General features: G+C 56.6%; 22 protein-coding genes and 7 tRNA genes. 21 read left to right on the forward strand and 8 right to left on the reverse strand.

Features of this window, described 5'->3' with window-relative positions:
- Positions 1-12: 12 nt before the first annotated feature.
- From EGX79_05585 to EGX79_05615, 7 genes are all read right to left on the reverse strand, one after another.
- Complete coding sequence (locus EGX79_05585; GenBank protein AYX81697.1) at positions 13-969, reverse strand: DUF1963 domain-containing protein; 957 nt, start codon at positions 967-969, stop codon at positions 13-15.
- A gap of 148 nt (positions 970-1,117) precedes the next feature.
- A tRNA-Gly gene (locus tag EGX79_05590) sits at positions 1,118-1,193 on the reverse strand.
- A 27-nt stretch (positions 1,194-1,220) separates the two neighbouring features.
- Positions 1,221-1,295, reverse strand: a tRNA-Val gene (locus EGX79_05595).
- A 66-nt stretch (positions 1,296-1,361) separates the two neighbouring features.
- Positions 1,362-1,434: transfer RNA gene (locus tag EGX79_05600), tRNA-Gly, on the reverse strand.
- 27 nt (positions 1,435-1,461) lie between these two features.
- Positions 1,462-1,536: transfer RNA gene (locus EGX79_05605), tRNA-Val, on the reverse strand.
- Positions 1,537-1,568: 32 nt separating this feature from the next.
- Positions 1,569-1,639 (reverse strand) — tRNA-Cys (locus EGX79_05610).
- 66 nt (positions 1,640-1,705) lie between these two features.
- A tRNA-Gly gene (locus EGX79_05615) sits at positions 1,706-1,778 on the reverse strand.
- Positions 1,779-2,135: 357 nt separating this feature from the next.
- Here EGX79_05615 and EGX79_05620 point away from each other — a divergent pair.
- The 14 genes from EGX79_05620 to EGX79_05685 all read left to right on the forward strand — a co-directional run bounded on the left by EGX79_05620 (position 2,136) and on the right by EGX79_05685 (position 14,740).
- Positions 2,136-2,210, forward strand: a tRNA-Val gene (locus EGX79_05620).
- A gap of 185 nt (positions 2,211-2,395) precedes the next feature.
- The gene (locus EGX79_05625) at positions 2,396-2,986 is read left to right on the forward strand and encodes a copper resistance protein CopC (GenBank protein ID AYX81698.1); all 591 of its coding nucleotides are present in this window, start codon (positions 2,396-2,398) and stop codon (positions 2,984-2,986) included.
- 4 nt (positions 2,987-2,990) lie between these two features.
- Positions 2,991-3,599, forward strand: coding sequence for a copper chaperone PCu(A)C (locus tag EGX79_05630; GenBank protein AYX81699.1), 609 nt, complete (start codon positions 2,991-2,993; stop codon positions 3,597-3,599).
- A 287-nt stretch (positions 3,600-3,886) separates the two neighbouring features.
- Entirely contained in the window at positions 3,887-5,113 is a 1,227-nt protein-coding gene (locus tag EGX79_05635; protein AYX81700.1) for a Dyp-type peroxidase, read from the forward strand.
- A 93-nt stretch (positions 5,114-5,206) separates the two neighbouring features.
- Complete coding sequence (locus tag EGX79_05640) at positions 5,207-7,267, forward strand: threonine--tRNA ligase (GenBank protein ID AYX81701.1); 2,061 nt, start codon at positions 5,207-5,209, stop codon at positions 7,265-7,267.
- 151 nt (positions 7,268-7,418) lie between these two features.
- Entirely contained in the window at positions 7,419-8,054 is a 636-nt protein-coding gene (locus tag EGX79_05645; GenBank protein ID AYX81702.1) for an HIT domain-containing protein, read from the forward strand.
- The gene (locus EGX79_05650; protein ID AYX81703.1) at positions 8,048-8,749 is read left to right on the forward strand and encodes a CDP-alcohol phosphatidyltransferase family protein; all 702 of its coding nucleotides are present in this window, start codon (positions 8,048-8,050) and stop codon (positions 8,747-8,749) included. Before EGX79_05645 ends, EGX79_05650 begins: the two co-directional genes overlap by 7 nt.
- 11 nt (positions 8,750-8,760) lie before the next feature.
- Positions 8,761-9,663 carry a phosphatidylinositol mannoside acyltransferase gene (locus tag EGX79_05655; protein ID AYX81704.1) on the forward strand — a complete coding sequence of 301 codons (903 nt, stop codon included), beginning with the start codon at positions 8,761-8,763 and terminating at the stop codon, positions 9,661-9,663.
- Between the two features lie 2 nt (positions 9,664-9,665).
- Positions 9,666-10,808: a glycosyltransferase family 1 protein gene (locus EGX79_05660; protein ID AYX81705.1), complete on the forward strand. Its 1,143-nt coding sequence runs from the start codon at positions 9,666-9,668 to the stop codon at positions 10,806-10,808.
- 53 nt (positions 10,809-10,861) lie between these two features.
- Positions 10,862-11,365: an NUDIX hydrolase gene (locus EGX79_05665; GenBank protein ID AYX81706.1), complete on the forward strand. Its 504-nt coding sequence runs from the start codon at positions 10,862-10,864 to the stop codon at positions 11,363-11,365.
- 139 nt (positions 11,366-11,504) lie between these two features.
- Complete coding sequence (pdxS, locus tag EGX79_05670) at positions 11,505-12,407, forward strand: pyridoxal 5'-phosphate synthase lyase subunit PdxS (GenBank protein ID AYX81707.1); 903 nt, start codon at positions 11,505-11,507, stop codon at positions 12,405-12,407.
- A gap of 2 nt (positions 12,408-12,409) precedes the next feature.
- Entirely contained in the window at positions 12,410-13,288 is an 879-nt protein-coding gene (locus tag EGX79_05675; GenBank protein ID AYX81708.1) for an acyl-CoA thioesterase II, read from the forward strand.
- Positions 13,288-13,908 (forward strand): pyridoxal 5'-phosphate synthase glutaminase subunit PdxT, encoded by a 621-nt coding sequence (pdxT, locus tag EGX79_05680; protein AYX81709.1) that lies wholly within the window; start codon positions 13,288-13,290, stop codon positions 13,906-13,908. The genes EGX79_05675 and pdxT overlap by 1 nt, the downstream gene beginning before the upstream one ends.
- A gap of 79 nt (positions 13,909-13,987) precedes the next feature.
- Positions 13,988-14,740 (forward strand): YebC/PmpR family DNA-binding transcriptional regulator, encoded by a 753-nt coding sequence (locus tag EGX79_05685; GenBank protein ID AYX81710.1) that lies wholly within the window; start codon positions 13,988-13,990, stop codon positions 14,738-14,740.
- 508 nt (positions 14,741-15,248) lie between these two features.
- On the opposite strand, the gene EGX79_05690 is transcribed toward EGX79_05685, so the two are convergent.
- Positions 15,249-15,713, reverse strand: a complete 465-nt coding sequence (locus EGX79_05690) for a DUF3817 domain-containing protein (GenBank protein AYX81711.1) — start codon at positions 15,711-15,713, stop codon at positions 15,249-15,251.
- 115 nt (positions 15,714-15,828) lie between these two features.
- Here EGX79_05690 and ruvC point away from each other — a divergent pair, with 115 nt between their 5' ends.
- The 7 genes from ruvC (at position 15,829) to EGX79_05725 (ending at position 22,907) form a co-directional block, all read left to right on the forward strand.
- Positions 15,829-16,386 carry a crossover junction endodeoxyribonuclease RuvC gene (gene ruvC, locus EGX79_05695; GenBank protein AYX81712.1) on the forward strand — a complete coding sequence of 186 codons (558 nt, stop codon included), beginning with the start codon at positions 15,829-15,831 and terminating at the stop codon, positions 16,384-16,386.
- An 82-nt stretch (positions 16,387-16,468) separates the two neighbouring features.
- Positions 16,469-17,089, forward strand: a complete 621-nt coding sequence (gene ruvA, locus EGX79_05700; protein ID AYX81713.1) for a Holliday junction branch migration protein RuvA — start codon at positions 16,469-16,471, stop codon at positions 17,087-17,089.
- 66 nt (positions 17,090-17,155) lie between these two features.
- Positions 17,156-18,268 carry a Holliday junction branch migration DNA helicase RuvB gene (ruvB, locus tag EGX79_05705; protein ID AYX81714.1) on the forward strand — a complete coding sequence of 371 codons (1,113 nt, stop codon included), beginning with the start codon at positions 17,156-17,158 and terminating at the stop codon, positions 18,266-18,268.
- Positions 18,269-18,334: 66 nt separating this feature from the next.
- Positions 18,335-18,799: a preprotein translocase subunit YajC gene (yajC, locus tag EGX79_05710; GenBank protein ID AYX81715.1), complete on the forward strand. Its 465-nt coding sequence runs from the start codon at positions 18,335-18,337 to the stop codon at positions 18,797-18,799.
- A 311-nt stretch (positions 18,800-19,110) separates the two neighbouring features.
- On the forward strand, positions 19,111-21,036 hold the full coding sequence (gene secD, locus EGX79_05715) for a protein translocase subunit SecD (protein AYX81716.1): 1,926 nt from the start codon (positions 19,111-19,113) through the stop codon (positions 21,034-21,036).
- A 6-nt stretch (positions 21,037-21,042) separates the two neighbouring features.
- On the forward strand, positions 21,043-22,260 hold the full coding sequence (gene secF / locus EGX79_05720) for a protein translocase subunit SecF (GenBank protein AYX81717.1): 1,218 nt from the start codon (positions 21,043-21,045) through the stop codon (positions 22,258-22,260).
- Between the two features lie 110 nt (positions 22,261-22,370).
- Complete coding sequence (locus EGX79_05725) at positions 22,371-22,907, forward strand: adenine phosphoribosyltransferase (GenBank protein AYX81718.1); 537 nt, start codon at positions 22,371-22,373, stop codon at positions 22,905-22,907.
- Position 22,908: the final 1 nt, after the last annotated feature.

The following is a 22,908-nucleotide window of genomic DNA, read 5'->3' on the forward strand; positions in this document are numbered from 1 at the left end:
TGGAAAACAAACCTAGCCACAATCCCAGTAGAAAACAGCACCATCGGTCGTGCCAGTATTTTCGGAGCGGTACACCACGGCCTCGCCGGCGTGCATCTTCTTCAACGCGTCTGGGTGAAGGAATACGTGGGCCACACCTAGATCGCCCCACATGGCCTCGAAGGGGAGCTCTTCTTCTTCGAGATATGTGGAATCGATCTCTAGGAAGTGAACGTACCCATCAGGCTGAAAAGGGTCTTGCGCGAAAGCGGGGAAACCGCCAAGCATAATGTTGCTTTGGTTACTGGCTGCGGCTCGCAACTCAACTAGCTCGTCAAAGTAGTCATCGTTATCAAGAAAGTCATCGTCCTTTTCGGACTCCAACGCCTCGTACACTGCTTGGTCAGTGGGAGGGATCATTGCCACTGCACTAGACAAGGAAATCGGAGAGTTCATAACCGTCCCAATATCCTCGTTGAACGGGGAGCAGTAATCCTCGTGCTCTTCATCGAAGGCTGCTGGCTCCGCGGTATGAGGTCCAGGGAAGCTGTGGTTGCCAAAGCCTTCCGCAGGCTCAGGGATATAGCGAATCTCCATGCCGTTTCCTGGCGAATCTGAAGTAAATCCGCCGCTGAGGGGATCAGCGCCGACAAAGAGTTGAAAAATTCCTGATTCGGGAATCAATCCGTCGAGAGTTGCTTCGCTTGTCGACGCCCCCTCCGCACGCACATGACCGACAATATCCGCAAAATTCAGCTGAATGATGTGGAGCAGTGGCTGACCGCTCTTTGCGATGGGCCATGTCGCACCTTCCGGAAGATACGGCCTGCCACCGAAGTACGAACCATGGTCGGTGGGAGTGCTGTTGGAGTAGGGAAGGGTTACGCCTGGTTGAGCAAGTTGGATGAGGCCATCAGTGTCTTCGGAGATAAACTCTCCGGCCTCGATCAACGAGCGAAGTGCTTGAACCTGTGCTGTGAACTCTGACATGGCAGGTGGTTCTTTCTCTCGGAAAACAAGGTGTTTAATCAGGGATTATCCTTCAAACGAAAGGATGCTGCAATAGCTATCCACTGCAGCATCCTTTTCCTTGATTCGCCAAAAAACTCCCTTGTGGAGGACCACAAGGGAGTTAGCGTGGAGCGGATGACGGGACTCGAACCCGCGACCCTAACCTTGGCAAGGTTATGCGCTACCAGCTGCGCTACATCCGCAAATACGCTCGCCCATAAGGGCTTACGTGGTGCGCGATACTGGGATTGAACCAGTGACCTCTTCCGTGTCAGGGAAGCGCTCTCCCACTGAGCTAATCGCGCTGGGGTAAAAGCTATATAGAAGCTTTCAAGCGCAACCCCCTTCCAGGAGAAGGGGGTTTTGCACTGAGCGGATGACGGGACTCGAACCCGCGACCCTAACCTTGGCAAGGTTATGCGCTACCAGCTGCGCTACATCCGCAAATACGCTCGCCCATAAGGGCTTACGTGGTGCGCGATACTGGGATTGAACCAGTGACCTCTTCCGTGTCAGGGAAGCGCTCTCCCGCTGAGCTAAACGCGCATTACATCGAAACCGGTAAGGAATCTCTGCTGAGGTGGAAACGGGAATCGAACCCGTGTACACGGCTTTGCAGGCCGTTGCCTCGCCACTCGGCCATTCCACCGTGAGGCTGCCGCCTCAGTGGTTGCCTCGAAGTTATACCACAGAGCTTAACTTCTTGAGAAACCAGAGCGGATGACGGGACTCGAACCCGCGACCCTAACCTTGGCAAGGTTATGCGCTACCAGCTGCGCTACATCCGCATCACGTTGCAAGGAGAGCGAAGGAGAATCTCAATTGCTCTCTTGCGGTGCGAAAGATACTTTAGCGTGCTTGTGCGATTGATTACAAATTACCAGGTGAACATCTGTATTGTGCCTGTGGGCGTAGGGCTAAAGACCAACCTTTGATGCCTCTGAATCGCAACGATGTCATTTATTCGCTTTCGTGGGTTGGTTACTGGGGGCTATCGAGTCGCTATCGTCATGGAGTTCCATCGGTGGGGTAATAAATCGTCGAACTGCGCAATCGCAAACGCAATGCAACCCAATTAGGGAAACTTCCAAAACGCGTGCTAACTTATTCCGCAGAGCAGCAAAGGCTTAGTGCTTTTCTGTCCGAGTCCCATAGCTCAGTGGAAGAGCGTTCCGTTCACACCGGAAAGGTCGCTGGTTCGAACCCAGTTGGGACTACCATTTAAAACCCCGGTCGACGCATCGTATAAAAACTGCGCGGCCGGGGTTTTGCTGTGTGACCTGAACTATATTCGTCCCTCTCGGGAACTTTTCTGGACTACCATCCGACAATAGGTATAAGGGCAGCGGTCAGACTACTGCTGTTCTTCTCGAACTGTCCCGCTTAAAGGAGTTGAACTGTTCTAGTGAGTCCCCGGGTCGCTTCAGGCGAAACGTTTCGGTTCTCAAAGTCGGGTTTCCGGCGTGCAGTAGCCGCCGCTGCGGCGCTTGTAGTCTTTGCAGGTGCGTCAGTTATTAATGCTGGCCCCGCGCATGCTCACGATTCCGTGCTGTCGTCTAACCCAGGCGACAAGCAGGTTCTCGATGAATTTCCGCACCACGTTTCTCTCAAGTTCTCCGGCAACCCCAAGAACAATTTCAACACCGTTGCAATTAGTGATGCAGATGCCAAGGAAGTCCTGTACTCCCACGAGCCAGAGGTAGTGGGTAATGAGGTCTCTTTGGATATCCCTGAGGATATTAATCCAGGCCCTGGTAACTACATCATTGGTTTCCAAATCACCTCCTCTGATGGTCACTCCACCCGAGGAAAGACCTCTTTCTCAGTGGCTGATCCGGATGCTGCTGGCGCAGCCGAAGCCGGGGCAGAATCTCGTCAGACCGGTGCGCACGCCGAGGAAACGAAGTCAATACCGCTATGGGCTTATGGCCTCGGTGGTGGACTCATCGTCATCATCGCCGCTGTCGTCATCGTTATTAATCGAAAGGCAAAATAGACACATGAAGCTCAATCGCACTGCAACTGCACTGATCGCTGGTTCCGCAGCTCTGACCCTTGTTCTGGCAGGATGCTCGTCCGACGATAACACTGCTGCTGAGGTGACTGAGTCCGCAACTTCCGCGGCGACCGAAGCTACCTCTCAGATGGAGAAGAGCGATGCTGCTGTGCAGCTGGCCGATGCCTACATCAAGGAAAAGCCGGCTGACAAGGGCATGACCGCCATCTTCGGTACGCTGACCAACAACACCGATAAGGACATCAAGGTTTCCTCCTTCAAGCTTGAGGGACTGAAGGAAGGCACGAAGTTCGAGCAGCACGACACCAAGGACGGCAAAATGTTCGAGGTGCCGGAAGGTTTGACGATTCCGGCTAATGGCGAACTCGTTCTCGAACCGGGTAGCACTCACTTCATGATTATGGACAATGATGAAGCTATGGATGTGGGAGCTGAATACAAGCTCGTCATTGAGCTTTCCGACGGCTCTAGCATCACCCAGGACGTTGAGGTTCGCGTCCAGCCAGCGGGTGAAGAGGACTACGGTAATGACGGTGACCTGAACAACCCAGAGCACATGGGCGGCGGTGAGATGGATCACTCGGGTCACTAATTCTTGTGACAAGTTGGTCAAGTAATCGCTCGTCGTAAAGCGGGCGTGAGCTCAGGTACGTCGAGGAATTGACTAACTGGAATCTAATGGTGGCAGAAGCGCTGGAGTTGGCAGGTTATTGCAGCATATGCAACGAACTCCGGCGCTTTTCTTTTTCCGAAAAAGGTTTTCGATACGGTCGAATTGGATAGGCCAGTGGTTGCGTTGAAGCCATTGAAAAATTGGCGGATTCCCAGCCACCTCATGTGCTCCAGTTCGAAGTAATCAGAAAGGTAAGAGTGCACAACATGTCCGAAGGCTTTTCCAGAAGACGTTTTCTTGGCGGGCTCGGCACCGCCGCAGGAGCCTCAGCGCTCGCCCTGGGGGCGCCGGAAGCCCAGGCGATTGGGTTGGAACGTCCACAGGAAGAGCCACCGAAACCGCCTTTGCAGACAGCAACCGTACCTTTTGATGGCGCTCACCAGGCGGGGATTGCGACGCCCGCACAGGCGAATCTATGGCTAATAGCCTTCAACGTGAAGAAGGGGGTCGATCGCAATCGCCTCCAAAACCTCATGCGTGCCTGGACGGATGACGCCCGCCGAATGACAGCCGGCAAGGCTACTCGAACGGATTTGGAACCCGAGCTCATGGGGAGTCCGGCCAATCTGACTATCACAGTTGGATATGGGGAGAATTTCTTCACAATCATCGATAGGGAAGACCAGAAGCCTGAGTGGCTGGGAGATCTGCCAAAGTACGTTAACGATGAGCTCCGCCCGGAGTGGAACGGCGGAGACCTGTGCCTGCAGATTTGTGCGGACGACCCAGTAATGGTCTCCCATGCGGCCCGAATGATGATCCGAAATGCAGGTTCTTATTTGGATGTTCACTGGGTGCAAGCTGGTTTCCAGCACGCCAATGGTTCTACGCAGGAAGGCGAGACCCCGCGCAATCTCTTCGGTCAGAAGGACGGTACGGTCAACCCGCGCACTCGTGAAGAATTCGACAAGCAGGTGTGGATTGATAGTGGTCCGGATTGGTTGCGGGGCGGTACAGCGATGGTTGTCCGCCGTATCGAAATGGATATTCCAGGCTGGGATGTGTTGGACCGCGAAAGCCGCACTGTTATTACCGGCCGAGATATCGGCACCGGCGCGCCAATTGGAGGTAAGGACGAGTTTGAGACCGTCGACCTGGCGAAGACTGATGAATATGGTCTGCCTCTGACGGATCCGAACAGCCATGTTGCGCTGTCAATGCCTCCGAAAGAGAAACCTAATCAGCGGATTCTGCGACGGGTCTACAACTATGACCTGCCACCGGAACCGAATGGTCGATTCGAGACCAACACCGGCCTGGTATTCATTTGTTTCCAGAAGGACCCGTTGGAGCAGTTCAATCCGATTCAAGAGCGGCTGTCCAAGAACGACCGTCTCAATCAGTGGATTTTCCACATTGGATCCGCCGTGTTTGTTATGCCACGAGGAACTTCTGAGGAGGAGTACTGGGCCCAGGACCTTTTCGGGGCCTGAGTTTTGACCGTGCGGTAAAGTGTGTGAACGACTGACGAAGGTCACCAGGTATGTGATTTTCGAAGACACTTTGAAAAGGAGTACACGCACGCCGTGTCAGAAGAATTTGCAACCCCAGCACCGTTTTCCGTGCCCGCAGGAGTTTCTGCGGGCGAGGCGATGAGAGACCTGGGTTTCCCGAACAAGGGCGTTGACGCCATCGTTTGTGTCCGCGACCCTGAAGGCAATTTGAAGGATCTGTCCTTTAAGCCAGAAGTGGAAACCGTCTTCGAGCCCGTTCCGGCGAATACTCCGGACGGTCGCGATGTCATCCGCCACTCTGCGACTCACGTGATGGCTCAGGCCGTGCAGTTGGAGTTCCCTGGGACGAAGCTGGGCATTGGCCCTGCCATCGACAATGGTTTCTACTACGACTTCCGTGTCGATGAGCCTTTCTCGCCGGAGGATCTCAAGCGCATCGAAAAGCGTATGAAGAAGATCATCAAGTCTGGTCAGCGATTCGAGCGCTTCGCGTTCGAGTCTGCCGATCAGGCGCAGGAAGCGCTTGCCGACGAGCCGTATAAGCTCGAGCTGATTGTTGAAAAGTCGGCCGGCAAGGTGGCCGAAGATGATGAGGCCAATGTCGACGTCGGTGGTGCAGGCACGACCTTGACCGGCTACCGCAACGTCAATCCGCGTACCGGTGAGACCGAGTGGTTTGATCTTTGCCGCGGCCCGCACGTGCCGACCACCCGCTACATCCCTGCTTTTAAGATCATGCGTTCTTCCGCTGCGTACTGGCGGGGTGACCAATCTCGAGATAACCTGCAGCGTGTTTACGGCACTGCGTGGGAGTCCAAGGAAGCGTTAGACGAGTACCTCGACCGCATGCTCGAGGCTGAGAAGCGCGATCACCGCCGTTTGGGCTCCGAGCTGGATTTGTTCAGCTTCCCGGATGAGATTGGTTCTGGTTTCCCGGTATTCCATGTCAAGGGTGGCATCATCCGCAACGAGATGGAGCAGCACTCCCGTCGCCGTCATATCGAAGCGGGCTATGACTTTGTGAACACGCCGCACGTAACTAAGGGTGACTTGTTCAAGAAGTCTGGTCACCTGGACTTCTACGCGGATGGCATGTTCCCGCCGATGCAGCTCGACGGCGAATATGACGAACACGGCAACTGCACCAAGGCTCCGCAGGACTACTACGTCAAGCCGATGAACTGCCCGATGCACAACCTCATTTTCGCATCGCGTGGTCGCAGCTACCGTGAACTTCCGATTCGTATGTTCGAGTTCGGCACCGTCTACCGCTACGAGAAATCAGGCGTTATCCACGGTCTTACCCGAGCCCGTGGCTTTACGCAGGACGATGCCCACATCTACTGCACCGAGGATCAGCTGGAAGAAGAGCTCACTAATGTCCTCGACTTCATCATTTCGCTTCTGCGTGACTACGGCCTGGATGACTTCTACCTGGAGCTGTCTACGAAGGACGAAAAGAAGTTCGTCGGCTCGGATGAAATTTGGGAGAAGTCCACAGCTATTCTCCAGCGCGTTGCCGATGCTTCTGGCCTCGAGCTCGTTCCTGATCCGGGCGGAGCCGCTTTCTATGGTCCGAAGATTTCCGTCCAAGCCCGCGATGCCATCGGCCGTACTTGGCAGATGTCGACGGTACAGCTCGACTTCAACCTGCCGGAGCGCTTCGAGCTCGAGTACACCGCACCTGACGGAACCAAGAAGCGCCCGATTATGATTCACCGTGCGCTTTTCGGCTCCATCGAACGTTTCTTTGGCGTCCTATTGGAGCACTACGCAGGTGCTTTCCCGGCTTGGCTGGCTCCGGAACAGGTTGTTGGTATTCCGGTTGCGGATGACTGTATCCCACACCTGGAGGGCTTTGCTGCACAGCTGAAGTCTCGTGGCATCCGCGTCCACGTGGATACGTCCGATGACCGCATGCAGAAGAAGATTCGCAACCACACCCAGGCCAAGGTTCCGTTCATGATTCTGGCTGGTGCCCGCGACATTGAGGCAGGAGCCGTCAGCTTCCGGTTCCTCGATGGCACTCAGATTAACGGGATGGCAGTTGAGAAGGCTGTCGACATCATCTGTGATTGGGTTGCTTCGCGGAATAACGAACAGCCGAACAAGGAGAATGTCTCTGCTCTCTAGAGGTCGTTAACGCTCTCTAATTCGACCGCGTTGTTTTAACTGGTGAACCACGCGTGGTAATCCAAAGAAGTTGACCGCGAGGTCGTAAACTACAGCAGAGAAATATATGTGGTCGGGGCTCGAATGGGGTCCCGGCCACGCAACGAAGGGGATGGCAGTGAATCAGTCGGGAAGTGAAGAGTTGCCTCCGCAGCAGCAGGGCAATGCCGGCCAGCAGGAATCGTCTGATGGCGTATACGTCGACAGCGGTTACGGCGAACCGGATCGGCTCACGCGCTTATGGGCACCCTACCGGCTGGACTACATCGTCAAGCGTGGTGTGCATAACTCCAAGCCATCTCGTAACCCCTTCGTTGATTTGCCGAAGCAAAGCGATGAGGAAGCACTCATTATCGCTCGCGGCGAGTGGGTGTACGCCGTTTTGAATCTGTTCCCGTACAACCCAGGGCACCTCATGGTGGTTCCATATCGCGAAGTCGCCAACCTTGAGGACTTGACCGACGAAGAAACAGCCGAGATGATGCGATTTGCCAAGCATGCGGTTCGTACTCTCAAATCGGTTTCGCGCCCGCACGCCGTCAATGTAGGTTTCAACTTAGGCAAGGCCTCCGGCGGTTCGGTCGCCGATCACCTGCATATGCACGTCGTACCGCGCTGGTCGGGTGACAGCAATTTTATGACCGTGATCGATGGCACCAAAGTGTTACCGCAGGCTCTTCGTCAGACTCGCGAGTTGCTTGCCGACGGCTGGCGTGCCCTTAATCAAGAGGATGGGGCAGCATGCTGAGTGTCCGTGGCAGGGCTCCAATCCGCCCAGTAGTTGAACCGATTGCCGCTGCACTTTTGCGGGTCGGCATTAGCCCGAACACGGTCACCCTGGTGGGAACGGTAGTTTCCGTTCTGCTTGCGGTAATCCTGATTCCTACCAACCATCTTTTCGCAGCTGCGGTGTCAATCGCTATTTTCACTGCTTTTGACCTGCTCGATGGCACGATGGCCAGACTTCGAGGGCAGGGAACGAAATACGGAGCGACGCTGGATGCTTCCTGTGACCGCATTACGGATGCTGCACTGTTCGGGGCGATAGCGTATTGGGTGGTGTATCACCATGACGCGGATTCAGTGCTGCTTATTCTGACACTGATCACTATGGGATCTTCCCAGGTCATTTCCTACGTTAAGGCTCGGGCAGAAGCTAGCGGCCTCAAGGTCAACGGCGGTCTCGTCGAACGTGCGGAGCGCCTGATTATCGGTCTAATCGGCATTGGGCTCCAGGGGCTTGGCGTGGACTATGCCCTCTACGTCGCAATGTGGCTCCTGGCGATTGGGTCGGTATTCACCGTCATTCAGCGCTTGTACATGGTGGCTAAGCAGCCAGGAGCGTTGGATCCCATCGCCCCGCCAGAAGGCGCAGCTGATAGTTCATCTATCAACCCTGACTCTGCTACGAAGTCCACGGGTTCGGCTGATTCCAACAACTAAAGGAGGATACGATGACTAGTTTCTTCCTGCCTCGCTCGAAAGATGATTTCGTTGCGCTCGGCTATATGGCCGGGTGGAAGATTTTTGGTCTGCTGCCGGAACGCGTGGCCTACCGCATCGGCAACATAGCCGCCGATCGGGTAGCAGCAAATCCCACGACGACCCGCCAGCTTCGCAAGAACCTGGCTCGCGTTATGGGCTGTCCGCCTGAGGAAGTGCCGCAAGGGCTTATTCGGGCTTCCATGCGTTCCTATCTACGCTATTGGGTGGAGGCATTCCGGTTGCCCTCCATCGCCTCTCCAGAGCTGGCAGACACGGTCGAATCCACCAGCGATGGGCTCGAACGAGTTGCTGAGGCCCTCGAGGCCGGAGATTCCATCGTCATCCCACTGCCGCATTCTGGTAACTGGGATATGGCAGGTATGTGGCTCGTTTCCCGCCATGGCCGGTTCAGTACCGTGGCGGAACGGCTGAAGCCAGAGGTGCTTTACGACGCTTTCGTGGAGTACCGCGAATCCCTCGGATTCCACATTCTCCCGCTTACCGGTGGCAAACCCGCGATGCCGGAACTGCAGAAGCGATTGGAAGACGGTGGCGTTGTGTGCCTGCTGTCTGATCGTGACTTCGGCGGCCACGGGGTCCCGGTCACTTTTTTCGGCGAGCAGACGACAATGCCGGTCGGCGCGGCAAAGCTGGCACAGGACACGGGCGCTCGGCTTATGCCCGCGGGCCTGTCCTACACGCGCGATGGTTGGCGCTTTGTAGCGCATCCATTCGTGCCGACTGAGGGGCGCAATCTAGCTGACATTGTCCAAGACATCGCTACTGTTTTTGAATCTGATATTGCTCAGCATCCAGCGGATTGGCACATGATGCAGCCACTGTGGCCAGCAGATAAGAAGAGGTCAAAGTAGCCGTGCGAATCGGAATGGTGTGCCCGTACTCGTTCGATGTTCCAGGTGGGGTTCAAGCTCACGCGATTGACTTGTGTGAGGAGTTCATCCGCCGCGGCCACGAGGTCAGTCTTATCGGCCCGGCTAGCGCGCAGGCGGATGTGCCGGATTTCGTTATTCGAGGTGGTGCCGCCATCCCGATTCCGTATAACGGCTCAGTCGCTCGGCTGTCTTTTGGTCCCCGCACGAGCCGTCGAGTCCGCACATGGATCGAGGAAGGTAGCTTTGACATTCTTCATATCCATGAGCCGAATTCGCCCAGTTTTTCAATGCTGTCGTTAGTAAACTCGGTCGGGCCAATTGTCGCGACCTATCACTCTGCGGCGACGGACTCCCTAGCATTGAAGTTGGCCACGCCATTTTTGCGGAAGTACCTTGAACGCATTCGGGGAGGCATCGCTGTCTCGGAAGTGGCTCGTCGCTGGCAGGTTGAGCAACTCGGCGGCGACCCGGTTCTCATTCCCAATGGTGTCCGTGTTGGAGATTTTGAGTCCTGCCCGGCCGCCTCATCGTTGCCTGAGATCCCGCCACGGCGTGAGGGGGTCTATCGGCTCGTGTTCCTCGGACGCTTCGACGAATCTCGTAAGGGCTTTGACGTGTTGCTCGACGCGCTGCCGGCAATACGTGCAGAGATTCCACAGCTTGAGGTCTGTGTTGTTGGTGATGGTGATGTCGCGGCAGCTCGTCGTAAAGCGGGCAGAAACGCAGATGTCCTGCATTTCGTCGGCAGACTGTCGGAGGATGCTAAGGCGTCAATACTCGCCGATGCGGATGCGTACATTGCCCCGCAGCGTGGTGGAGAGAGTTTCGGCATCGTGCTGGTAGAGGCGATGGCGGCGGGTGCGCCGGTGATCTCCAGCGACATCGATGCGTTCAAACTCGTGCTTGACGACGGCCATTACGGGCTTCACTTTGAAAACGGTAACTCCGCAGACCTTGCGGATGCAGTCGTACGCCTTTTGACGCAGTCAAAGTTGGGGGAGGAGCTTCGCGCACTCGGGCATAAACGGGCTTGGGAGTATGACTGGTCGCAGGTCGCCGACGGCGTTCTGCGTGTGTACGATACGGTGCGCATGGATGGCGAAAAGGTCGTCATTGCGCCATAGAGATTTCCGTCGTGTTAGCTGATTAAACGCAGCGGAGTGAAAGTGGGTTTTCGGTGGACGTAACCGTTCCAATCTGGGTCGTTGTCCTAGTCATTGCGCTGATTGTCGTACTCGTTAGCGGTTTGGTGGCTTCATCGACAGCGACGCGTTTGAACCGTATGCACATTCGCACGGACTTGGCGCGTTCTTCACTGGAAGCGGCGTTGGGGCGAAGGGCCGCAGTCGCTCGTGCCGCCTACCCGGAACTCGCCGGCGTAGTGACGAAGGTGGAAGCCACACCACTTAGAGCCAACAACACTGGACAGCGCGCAGACGTGGAAAACGAACTGACTAGGAAAATTGTGGCGCTCTATGAGGAACAGCCCGTGGACCGAACGATGGCAATTGAGCTTTCTGACGCCCACACGCGGCTCGAGCTCGCCCGCCGTTTCTACAATGATGCGGTGACGGATACGAAAGCACTGCGAGCCAGGCCGCTAGTACGCGCGCTGCGGCTGGCGGGCACTGCACCCGAACCGGAATATTTCGATGTTGCAGACGGACTGACAACTGCTTAATTGTGGGAAAATTCGCTGTTGTGCTGGAAGTTCGCCGTGTTTTGTGACTCAATGAACAGCACTGTCTAGTTCAGGCGTTATAGTGTTAAACGACTACAAACGGTCACATTCACCAGTTTTATTAGGGAAGTAGGGTTCGTTGAGCACGGTTGAGAACAACTCCGGGCAGGGCACCGCACGCGTGAAGCGCGGTTTCGCTGAGATGATGAAGGGCGGCGTCATTATGGACGTCGTTACGCCGGAGCAGGCCAAGATCGCTGAAGATGCCGGCGCAACTGCCGTGATGGCGCTGGAGCGTGTCCCCGCCGATATTCGCGCAGAGGGTGGCGTGTCGCGTATGTCTGACCCGGACATGATCGAGGGCATTATCAATGCCGTCTCCATTCCGGTTATGGCCAAGGCCCGAATCGGCCACTTTGTTGAGGCACAGGTTCTGCAGTCCCTCGGTGTTGACTTCATTGACGAGTCCGAGGTTCTGACCCCGGCCGATTACTCGAACCACATCGACAAGTTCGAATTCACCGTGCCTTTCGTCTGTGGTGCGACCAACCTGGGTGAGGCTCTGCGCCGCATCAACGAGGGCGCTGCCATGATTCGCTCCAAGGGCGAGGCCGGTACCGGTGATGTCTCCAACGCTGTGACTCACATGCGCACCATCCGCGCTGAAATTAACCGTCTGCGTTCTATGGCTCCGGACGAGCTCTATGTTGCCGCCAAGGAGCTGCAGGCACCGTACGAGCTGGTACGCGAGGTCGCTGAGACCGGTAAGTTGCCAGTCGTGCTGTTCACCGCAGGAGGCATTGCAACTCCGGCTGACGCTGCAATGATGATGCAGCTCGGTGCCGAGGGTGTCTTTGTTGGTTCCGGTATCTTCAAGTCCGGTGATCCGGAGAAGCGCGCCAAGGCTATCGTCCAGGCAACCCAGCACTACGATGATCCGAAGGTCATCGCTGATGTCTCCCGCGGTCTCGGCGAGGCAATGGTCGGCATCAACGTCGACGAGATTCCGCAGCCGCACCGACTCGCTGAGCGTGGCTGGTAAAAATGGCTAACATCCGCGAGGTATTAGATCTGGAGCAGATTGACCGGGACATTTTCCGTGGCCCAGTCATTAAGTCAATCCTGCAGCGCACTTTCGGTGGCCAAGTTGCCGGCCAGTCCCTCGTCGCGGCGACGCGCACGGTGGGTAATACCTTCGCGGTGAACTCCCTCCACGCCTACTTTGTAGGCCCGGGCCGCCCCCATATCCCGACGGTGTACATGGTCAAGCGTATTCGCGACGGCCGGTCTTTTTGCCACCGATCCGTCGAAGCTGTGCAAGATGGCCGTACGATTTTCGTCATGCAGGTCAGCTTCCACCGTAAGGGGGATGAGGGACTCGAGCACTCTGACGTGATGCGCAAGGTGCCAGATCCTGAAGACGTGGTCACCGACACCTCTGAGATGACGAACACACGTCGTCTACTAATGCGCGAGTGGGCGGACTGGGATATCCGGGTAGTGCCGAATGATCAGTTCGAACACAACAAGTACACCCCGTCCCAGCAGCTGGTGTGGTTCCGGTGCAAGGATCGCCTGCCGGATAACGAGACCTTCCATGTCTGCACGCTGGCGTATATGTCGGATATGACTTTGCTGTCATCGGCACTCGTTCCGCATCCAGGCGTTGAGGTCCAGGAAGCCAGCCTCGACCACGCGATGTGGTTTATGCGTCCGTTCCGTGCGGATGAATGGCTGCTCTACGACCAGATTTCGCCATCGGCGCACGCGGGTCGCGCATTGACTCACGGTCGCATCTTTAACCAAAAGGGCGAGCTCGTGGCCGTCGTCACGCAGGAAGGGCTGACCCGAAGCCTGGCCCCGGGTGTCGAGCCCGTGCCAGTGGCGACGAACTTCGATGCTCGCAGTGAGAACCTAGATTAATGACACAGGAAACAATCGGTATCCTCGCTCTTCAGGGCAACGTTGCCGAACACGGATATGTGCTTGACCAGCTCGGCGTCCCGCACCGAAAGGTGCGCTTGCCCCGTGATCTGGAAGGGCTTAGCGGCCTAATTTTGCCCGGCGGCGAGTCCACAACCATGAGCAAGCTGATGGTCTTCAATGAGCTTGAAGACCCGCTGCGGGAAGCCCTCCGCGATGGCCTTCCGGCATATGGCACCTGCGCCGGCATGATTTTGCTTGCCGACGAAGTGCTCGATACCCGTCCGGATGCCGTTAGCCTGGGGGCGATTGACATCACCGACCGTCGTAACGCATTTGGCCGGCAAGTGGATTCCTTCGAAACTGACTTGGATATTCCGCAGCTGGCGATCAGTGGTGACCAGCCGCCTGTACACGCCGCCTTTATTCGCGCACCGTGGGTCGAGCGTGTCGGTGATGATGTTGAGGTGCTAGCGCGGGTGCCAGAATCGGCTGGAGAGACCGCAGGTACAGTGGTCGGAGTACGGCAGGGGGCTGCGATGGCCACCAGCTTTCACCCGGAGTCGACGGGGGAGACGCGGCTCCACGAGTTCTTTTTGCGAGAGCTTGTCGGCATTTAAATCCCCGGTTTGTATAATGAACACCTGACGAATTCCCATCTACATGGGTATTGACGAGAGGAATGGTAGGAACTAGCACATGGCGGGTCATTCAAAATGGGCAACCACAAAGCACAAGAAGGCTGCTAATGACGCCAAGCGCGCCAAAGAGTGGGCAAAGATGATCAAGAACATCGAGGTCGCGGCTCGTACCGGCGGCGGTGATCCTGCTGGTAACCCCACCCTCGATGACATGATTAAGAAGGCCAAGAAGGCCTCGGTTCCCAACGACAACATTGAGCGTGCCCGCAAGCGTGGTTCCGGCGAGGAGTCCGGCGGTGCTGACTGGGAGACCATTGTCTACGAAGGTTACGCACCTGGCGGTGTCGCTTTGATTGTGGAGTGCCTGACCGATAACCGTAACCGTGCTGCTTCCGATGTGCGCTCGGCGTTCAACAAGAACAACGGCAACATGGCAGACAACGGCGCCGTGGCGTACCTCTTCGAAAAGAAGGGTGTCGTCGAGCTGCCGAAGGGCGAGCTGACCGAGGATGACCTGCTTATGGCGGTTCTCGATGCTGGTGCAGAGGAGGTCAACGACCTGGGCGAAAAGTTCGAGGTTGTCTCCGCCTTTACCGATCTGATGAATGTCCGCACCGCTCTTGTCGATGCCGAAATGGAGTACGACTCCGCAGATCAGGACTACCGCGCTTCTACCACGGTGGCTCTCGATGCTGACGGTGCACGCAAGCTCTTCCGTCTGATTGACGCTCTCGAAGAGTCCGACGACGTGCAGAACGTCTACTCGAACGCCGACATCAGCGACGAGGTTATCGCCGAACTCGAAGACTAGGCGTTTGCTTGGCGACGGTTCCGCTGACCGGCTTCCCGGCGTTAAAGGATGCTCGTGCAGGGTAGTCTGCAGCGCTGAATTGCGCGGCGAGCTGGTGTGAATGGAAGATCCCCATCGGAGAGTCGTCCGATGGGGATTTTTTTGGGGGGAGAGAGACAGACAGAGTCAAAGAGTGTGTCTGATCCTCAGGATAGCGACTGGTCAGAGCCCGCCTGCGGGTAGCTCCACACCCTGGGGTTAAGGAGAAAAACTGACAACCCGACACACTGGCAACCTCAAAAAATTACGGGCTGCGCGTGTGAATACGGCTGCAAATGTGAAACTGTGCAGGTTTATGTCACTTTCAGACGATTTTTCAGGTCATTTTTGTCATAAACGCAGTCAGTAACTCGCATTGGGGTAAGTAGCGAAGGGTGCCCGCCCGCCGACGCGCCGGTCGACACGCCAGGCGGACATATTTTTGTCTATTAAACCGATTTTGGTTTCTGAAAGCTTTAGTTGAACCGTTTTAGGAGAACCACTGAGTCGGAGGTCCGGCCATCAGCAACAGTGTGAAGACCACGACGAGAACAATGAGGATGACGAATGCCGAGATAAACGGGCGGCGAATAATCATCGCGAGTGCCCACTCGAAAATGTCCTGTGGCTCCTCGGATTCGTCGGTAAAGCGCCAGGGCCGATCCAAGAGGCCTGCCTTCAGGGTGTTTCGTTCAAACGGATAGGTTGCGAATGGAATGATAGAAGAGGCGAGGCCGATGACACCGCGGCCAAAGCTCCACTGCTGGTTGATCCACACCATGATGGTGGTGACTACGTAGCACAGGAACGTAAAACCGTGGATGCCGCCGAAGATGGTGGTGGCGATGTCAGTGACTTTGAACAGGTACTTCAGTGCCAGCCCCAAGAGCAGCAGAGCCCACGTGACCATTTCAGCTGCAGCGAGAACGCCGTAGAGCTTCTTCGGTGAATTCATGGTGTTAAACCTATCAGAATCAACGGTTGGTACCCCGTGTAGCTACGATACAAACAGCTGTTCGAAATGTGGTATTAGTGGAGAGGTGAATTATCGAGCTGGATCTCTGCGGGTGATGGGTATCGACCCTGGCCTTACTCGTTGTGGTCTCTCCATTGCGGAAGGTGCTCAGGGCAGGAAAGTCATTCCCATTGCGGTGGGGGTCGCCCGCACACCAACCACGGCATCGTTGGAGGATCGTCTTCTACGGCTTTCCAATGCCGTGGAGCAGTGGATGGATGAGTACGAGCCGGACGTGGTTGCGATGGAACGGGTATTCGAGCGCGGCAATGTGTCCACCGTAATGCAGACTGCGCACGCGGTTGGTGTCCTTGTCCTCGCTGCGGCGAGACGCGGTTTGGAAGTGCATATGTACACGCCGTCGGAGGTAAAGAAGGCGCTTACCGGCAACGGTCGGGCTGATAAGAAGCAGATGACCATGATGGTGACGAGAATCCTCGGGTTGGAAACTCCGCCAAAACCTGCGGACGCAGCGGATGCGTTGGCCATCGCTATCTGCCACTGTTGGCGTGGTCCGGTTCTGCAACGCCAGCGCGATACCTTGGCTGCGCTTGCTAAGCAACACGAGGAGCGGGAGTTGGAGCTTTCTCGCCGTGAGAATCCCTCGCGGTAGGGGAGCCTGCTAGAGCACACTTGTGAGTTCGGCGTTTATCTCGGTGTCTTTCGGGAAGCCGTAGTGAAAGGAATTGTGAGAAGTGATTGCATCTCTACGCGGTGAGGTTATCGATCTCGGTGCGGACTATTGCGTTATCGAGTGCGGTGGTGTCGGGCATTTGGTCACCATTACGGGCAGGTTAGCTTCTCAGTTGGTGAGGCATGAGCAGACTTTCATGTTGACCACAATGGCGGTTCGTGAAGATGCGATTACGCTTTTTGGTTTTGCCAACTCGCAGGAACGTGAGATGTTTGCGCTCTTGCGCACTGTCTCAACAGTGGGGCCAAAAGTAGCGATGTCTGTTCTATCGGTACTGTCGCCGGCCGAGATTGCCAATGCGGTTGCCTCAAAGAATGCCAAGGCCCTCCAGGCGGCTAACGGCGTCGGCAAGCGATTGGCGGAGCGCCTGTTGGTTGAGTTGAAGGATAAGGTCGAGGTTTTCGCGGATAGGGCGGTATCCCAGCCGGAGGAAGCTGCAAGCGGAGCAGCGCCTGGCATTGTTTTGAAGGCAGATCTGGATCAGGTCGTTGGTGCTTTGGTCGGGCTTGGGTTCCCGGAAGCTGATGCGAATGAGGCAGCGGAGACTGTTGTTCGGATTGATCCGACCTTGGATACATCAATGGCGCTGAAGGCGGCGCTAAAGACATTGGGCGAAAAGTAAATCCAGGTCGAGGACCTGCAGCTACATTGATGATGAAAAATGGCAGTGCACTAGGATGAGGGGACTATGAGCGATATCGAGCGCACGGAGTTTAACGTGTCGGGCAATCCCTTCAGGGACTCTTTAGATGGAGCAGCCAACGACCATTTTGGCGGTGGGGGAAATGGTGCACAACGTGATGTCGATGCCCGCGCTCAGGTCGAGGAAGTCGATGCGGAATCGAACCTGCGACCAAAGTCGTTAGGGGAGTTTATCGGCCAACCCAAGGTCCGCGAGCAGCTGGATTTGGTGCTCTCCGGGGCACGGGGACGAAATGTGACTCCGGACCACATTCTGCTGTCGGGACCTCCCGGCCTGGGTAAGACCACCATGGCCATGATTATTGCGCAGGAGATGGGGTCGTCCCTGCGAATGACGTCCGGTCCGGCGCTTATTCGCGCTGGCGATTTGGCAGCAATGCTATCGAACCTGCTCGAGGGCGATGTACTCTTCATTGACGAGATCCACCGCATTGCCAGGCCCGTGGAGGAAATGCTCTACATGGCAATGGAAGATTTCCGTATTGATGTCATCGTGGGCAAGGGGCCTGGAGCTACGTCAATTCCACTCGAGATTCCACCTTTTACGCTGGTAGGCGCAACGACGCGCTCGGGTATGCTGACTGGCCCACTGCGTGACCGTTTCGGTTTTACTGCGCAGATGGAGTTCTACGAGGTCGAGGATCTGACAAAGGTGGTTACCCGTGCCGCTGGGATCCTCGGGGTGGATATCAGCCCAGAGGCTGCAGTGGAGATTGCCTCGCGTTCGCGAGGTACCCCGCGAATTGCCAACCGCCTACTGCGTCGCGTTCGCGATTTCGCAGATGTTCACTCCGGTGGCGTTATTGATCTTGGTGCGGCCAAGGCGGCGTTGATTGTCTTCGATGTCGATGAGCTTGGGCTGGACCGCTTGGACCGCGCAGTGCTGACTGCCCTGGTCAAGGGGCACGGTGGCGGCCCGGTGGGCGTGAATTCCCTGGCGTTGGCAGTCGGTGAGGAGCCCTCGACTGTGGAAGAAGTGTGCGAGCCCTACCTGGTCCGTGCCGGGATGATTGCGCGTACATCGCGCGGACGCGTGGCAACTGCCCGAGCATGGCGGCACTTGGGGTTGCAGCCGCCGGAGGGAACTATCGGAGAATAGCTTTCTCATCGACCCGGCCGGGGCAGTGTGGAATTGCTAGCTGGCAATTCGTTAAACTCGGCAGACATGGATCAAACTATTCTCCTCCTACTTATTTTCTTGTTCCTGGCGCTGCCAATTTGGCAGATCATCAAGCAGAACAAGCAGGTGCGCACCATTCGGGACATGCAGGATAAGTTGGCCCCGGGCGCAGAGGTCATCACCGGTTCCGGTATGCATGGTGTGGTCGTTGATACGACCGAAACAACCGTCGACCTGATTATCGCTGACGGCATCGTGACCCGTTGGGAAAAGGGCGCCATTGCCCGCAACCTCACCACCGGTACCGGAGCTAGCTACGCTCACCGTGACCGACGTGGCCGTGTTTCCGATGCGCCAGATGACCACGTCGGCGACGTCCAAGAAATCACCGGCCACGGCCCGGCTGACAATGCAGCTTCGGACGTCAATGAGCAGGTCGAGAACCCGAATACTCCGAGTACCCCGGATAACCCGGGTACAGACGGTTCCACTTCCACCGAAAAGCAGTAGCAGTTTTTTGCACGCCCACGCCCCGTCGGTTTGCATGCATCCAAGCTGTAGCGTGCGCCGTGAGGCTAGCGGGCGCGTCCCAGGTTTCGCCGTCGGCAAGCGTGGGCAAGATTTTCACTAAATAGGTACAAGTCAAAACCGGCGCACTACGCTAAATCGGTTATTCTCTAGCGGTTGGTGTTTATAGCTTTGCTTAGCGACGCCCGCAATGCCTCTTCCTGGTATCGCGCGATTTCGCGGTGCGGTTATAGACCTGCGTTTCTACCCGAAGCGCTTAAGTACCTAAACGTCACGATTCAGGAGACTTTGCTTTGAACAGCAAATCCAGATCCGGTGCGAATACATTCAAGAGGAACTGGCCGCAGTGGCTGTTGGCACTGTTTGTTGGCTTCCTCATCCTTACGTACGCACTCGTCTTTTTCACCGGCGGCGGATCAGCCAAGCCAAAGTTGGGCATCGACTTGCAGGGTGGTACCCGAGTAACCTTGGTGCCGCAGGGCGAAAAGCCGACGCGCGATCAGCTGGACCAGGCTCGCAAGATTCTGGAGAACCGCGTAAACGGCATGGGCGTCAGCGGCGCTCAAGTTGTCACCGACGGTGACACGCTGGTCATTACCGTGCCGGGTGAAGACTCACAGGAGGCGCGTACGCTCGGCCAGACTTCGCAGCTCTTCTTCCGTCCGGTAGAACAGCCCACCCAGGGCCCTGATGAAGCTGCCTTTGGCGAGGTAGTTAAGAAGACTGCTGAAGATTGGGTGTCAGTCGGTGTCCTGTCGAAGGAGGACGCCACCAAGCGTGTTGATGACCTCTACAAGGACATGAACGAAACGCAGAAGCGTGCAATTGATGCCTTCAAGGAACAGAACCCAGATCAGCCGGTTCCCGAGGAGCTGTCCAAGTCGCTGGGCGAGGCCCCGAAGTTGGACGCAACAGCTCCGGCAAAGCCGGCGAACTCAATTGAAGCGGCCGAGCTGCGTACGAAGGTTCGTGACGTGCTGTTGGCGACTCGCCAGTCCGAAGACCCAACGACACAGTTTGCAGCCGCTGCGCTGATGACCTGCGATAACCGCGATGCAGTTGATCCGCTACAGGGGGCCGATGACCCGGCCAAGCCGCTGGTGACCTGTGCGCCCGAAGGCGGTAAAGCCATCTTCCTGGGCAAGGCTCCGCTGTTGATTGGGCAGGAGGACGAGGCCAAGGGCCAGCGTCTGTCCGGCGACGCTATTGATACCAATGCGCCGATTAACGGTGGTTACGATCAGCAGTCTGGTCAGATTCAGGTCTCCTTTAGCTTCAAGTCCGGGAAGAATGACACCGGCGCTCGCACATGGACCAAGTTGACCAATGACTACCTGCAGCGGCAGGTCGCTATCGTGTTGGACTCGAAGGTCATTTCCGCCCCGGTGATTCAGGAGGCAACCCCAGTTGGTTCTGCCACCCGCATCACGGGCGACTTCTCAATCGACGAGGCACAGGGGCTGGCCAATAACCTGCGTTATGGTGCACTGCCGCTGTCGTTCGCAGGTGAGGACGGCGAGCCGGGCGGCACCACCACGACTATCCCGGCCATGCTTGGTTCGGCTTCCTTGGAAGCCGGTCTGCTTGCCGGCATTATCGGTATCGCCCTGATTGTCGTCTACGCGATTGCTCTCTACCGCGGCCTGGGCGTGATTTCGCTGGTTTCGCTGGCAGCAGCTGGAGCGATGGTCTACGGCGTCCTTGTCCTTCTTGGTCGTTGGATTGGCTACTCGCTCGATCTCGCTGGCATCGCCGGCATCATCATCTCTATCGGCGTAACGGCTGACTCCTTCATCGTCTTCTTCGAACGCATTAAGGACGAAATCCGCGCGGGTAGAACTTTCCGCTCCGCGGTTCCGCACGCTTGGCGACGAGCACGGCGCACCATCCTATCGGGTAACTTTGTGTCCATCATTGCGGCTGTGGTTCTTTACATCCTGGCCGTTGGCGATGTCCGCGGTTTCGCGTTCACACTTGGTCTCTCCACAGCATTCGACATTGTGACGGCTTTCCTCGTGACTGCGCCGTTGGTCATCCTGGCTACTCGTAAGTGGCCAGCTTTGTCCAAGCCGTCGATGAACGGCTTCGGCTCGGTCATGGAGATTGCACAGAGGAATAAGACTGTAGCTGCCGGTAAGAAGGCCGGAGCCTCCGATGCCTCCGCCAGTACGGCTGCCGACACCGGTGCAGCTCACTCCAGCGCGAATGAGGGGAAGTAGGAATCCATGAATACTACTCAGACGAATCCGGCGCTAATCACTGAGCCAGAAAGCGTGAATGACGACTCCTTCTTCCGCCGCCTCTACACCGGCGAGGGTGGAATCAACATCGTCGGCAAGCGGAAGCGCTGGTACCAGATTGCCGTCGCCATCATCGTTGTTGCTTTCGCAGCGATGCTGATTCGCGGGTTCAGCTTCGGTATCGACTTCGAGGGCGGTACCAAGATGACTATGCCGCCGGCCTCAGTGACAACTGAGCAGGCCGAGGAGGTTTTCACCGAGGCGACCGGCGTGAAGCCGGAGCTGGTGCAAATTATCGGTTCTGGTGAGGGCCGAATCCTGGAGATCACCTCTGAGAAGCTGACTCAGGACCAGATTAATAGTGCTCGTATCGCGTTGAATGATGCATTCAAGCCCGTCGATGTGCAGGGGCAGCAGACCCCGGATGCCATTGGTGACTCGACCGTGTCGGAGTCGTGGGGCTCTTCGATTACCAACCGAATGCTGCTGGCTGCAGTGGTGTTCCTGGGTCTGGTGTTCATCTACATCACCATTCACTTCGAGCGCGACATGGCCATTGCCGCAATTCTCGCCCTGGTTGTGGATGCAATCGTGATTATGGGAATCTACGCGCTCATTGGTCTTGACGTCACCCCGGCAACCATTATCGGCTTGCTGACAGTGCTGTCGTTCTCCCTGTACGACACCGTCGTGGTTTTCGACAAGGTCGACGAGAACACGGCAGGCTATCGTTCATCGACCCGTAGAAGTTACGCCGAGTTGGTGAACCTGGCGGTCAACCAAACCATCATGCGTTCTATCAACACCACGGTGTCGACGCTCCTGCCAATCCTGGCACTGATGGTCATCGCCGTGGGCATGCTGGGGGTCGGAACGCTGAAGGACCTTGCACTCGTTCAGCTCATCGGCATTATTCAAGGTACGTTCTCTTCGATCTTCCTGGCTTCGTCGCTGTTGGTGTCTCTCAAGTCGCGGCAGCGTGAATACCGCAAGCATGAAGAGGCGGTACTGTCTGCTCGCGCAAAGGCCTCTGAGGGGGCAGGATCGGGCACCGATTCCGCCACCACTGATGTTGCGGAGGACTCGGGCTCGAAGGAGCCGTCGGCAAGCGAGATGGAGCAGTCGACGTCGAAACGAACGGTGACGACTCCGAAGCTTGAGGGCGATGAAGACAAGCCGCTGTCCTGGCGTCCGGGGCAGTAGGAGGTAGCGCCTCCCAGTGGTTCGGGTGAAACTACTTTAAAAGCGCATTGTGCGGGTATCGTTGACAGGTACCCGCACTTTTTCTTTTCGCCGAAAAGGAGCTTAAACCTGTGTCGTATGCACACGCGCGTGAGGCATTAGCCGATCAGATTCGGTTCGTGCCCGATTTTCCAGTTGAGGGCGTACTCTTCGAGGACCTGACGCCGGCGCTTGCCGACGCCACGACGTTCGCCCTGATTGTGGACGAGATTTCCGCCAAGGTGGAAGAGTTCGGGGCTGATGTTATAGGCAGCCTAGATGCGCGTGGATTCCTGCTGGGTTCTGCGGTGGCGTACAAGCTCGGACTGGGAGTGCTCGCTATTCGTAAGAAGGGTAAGCTGCCACCGCCTGTGCTGACCGAGACCTATGAACTGGAATATGGTACGGCCGCGCTTGAGATTCCGGCTAGTGGTTTTGAGCTGAAGGGCAAGAAGGCCGTACTTGTCGACGATGTGTTGGCAACTGGTGGCACCCTGTGTGCAGCTCGCGCCCTGCTGGAGACAGCTGGAGTCGAGGTAACCGGGCTGTGCACCGTGCTGGAGGTTGAAGGGCTGGGAGCTCGGGAGAAGCTTGCTGATCTGCCTTTGTACGTGGTTAATAAGGGGTGAA

The sequence above is a fragment of the Corynebacterium jeikeium genome, from assembly GCA_003955985.1.
GTDB lineage: Bacteria > Actinomycetota > Actinomycetes > Mycobacteriales > Mycobacteriaceae > Corynebacterium > Corynebacterium jeikeium_D.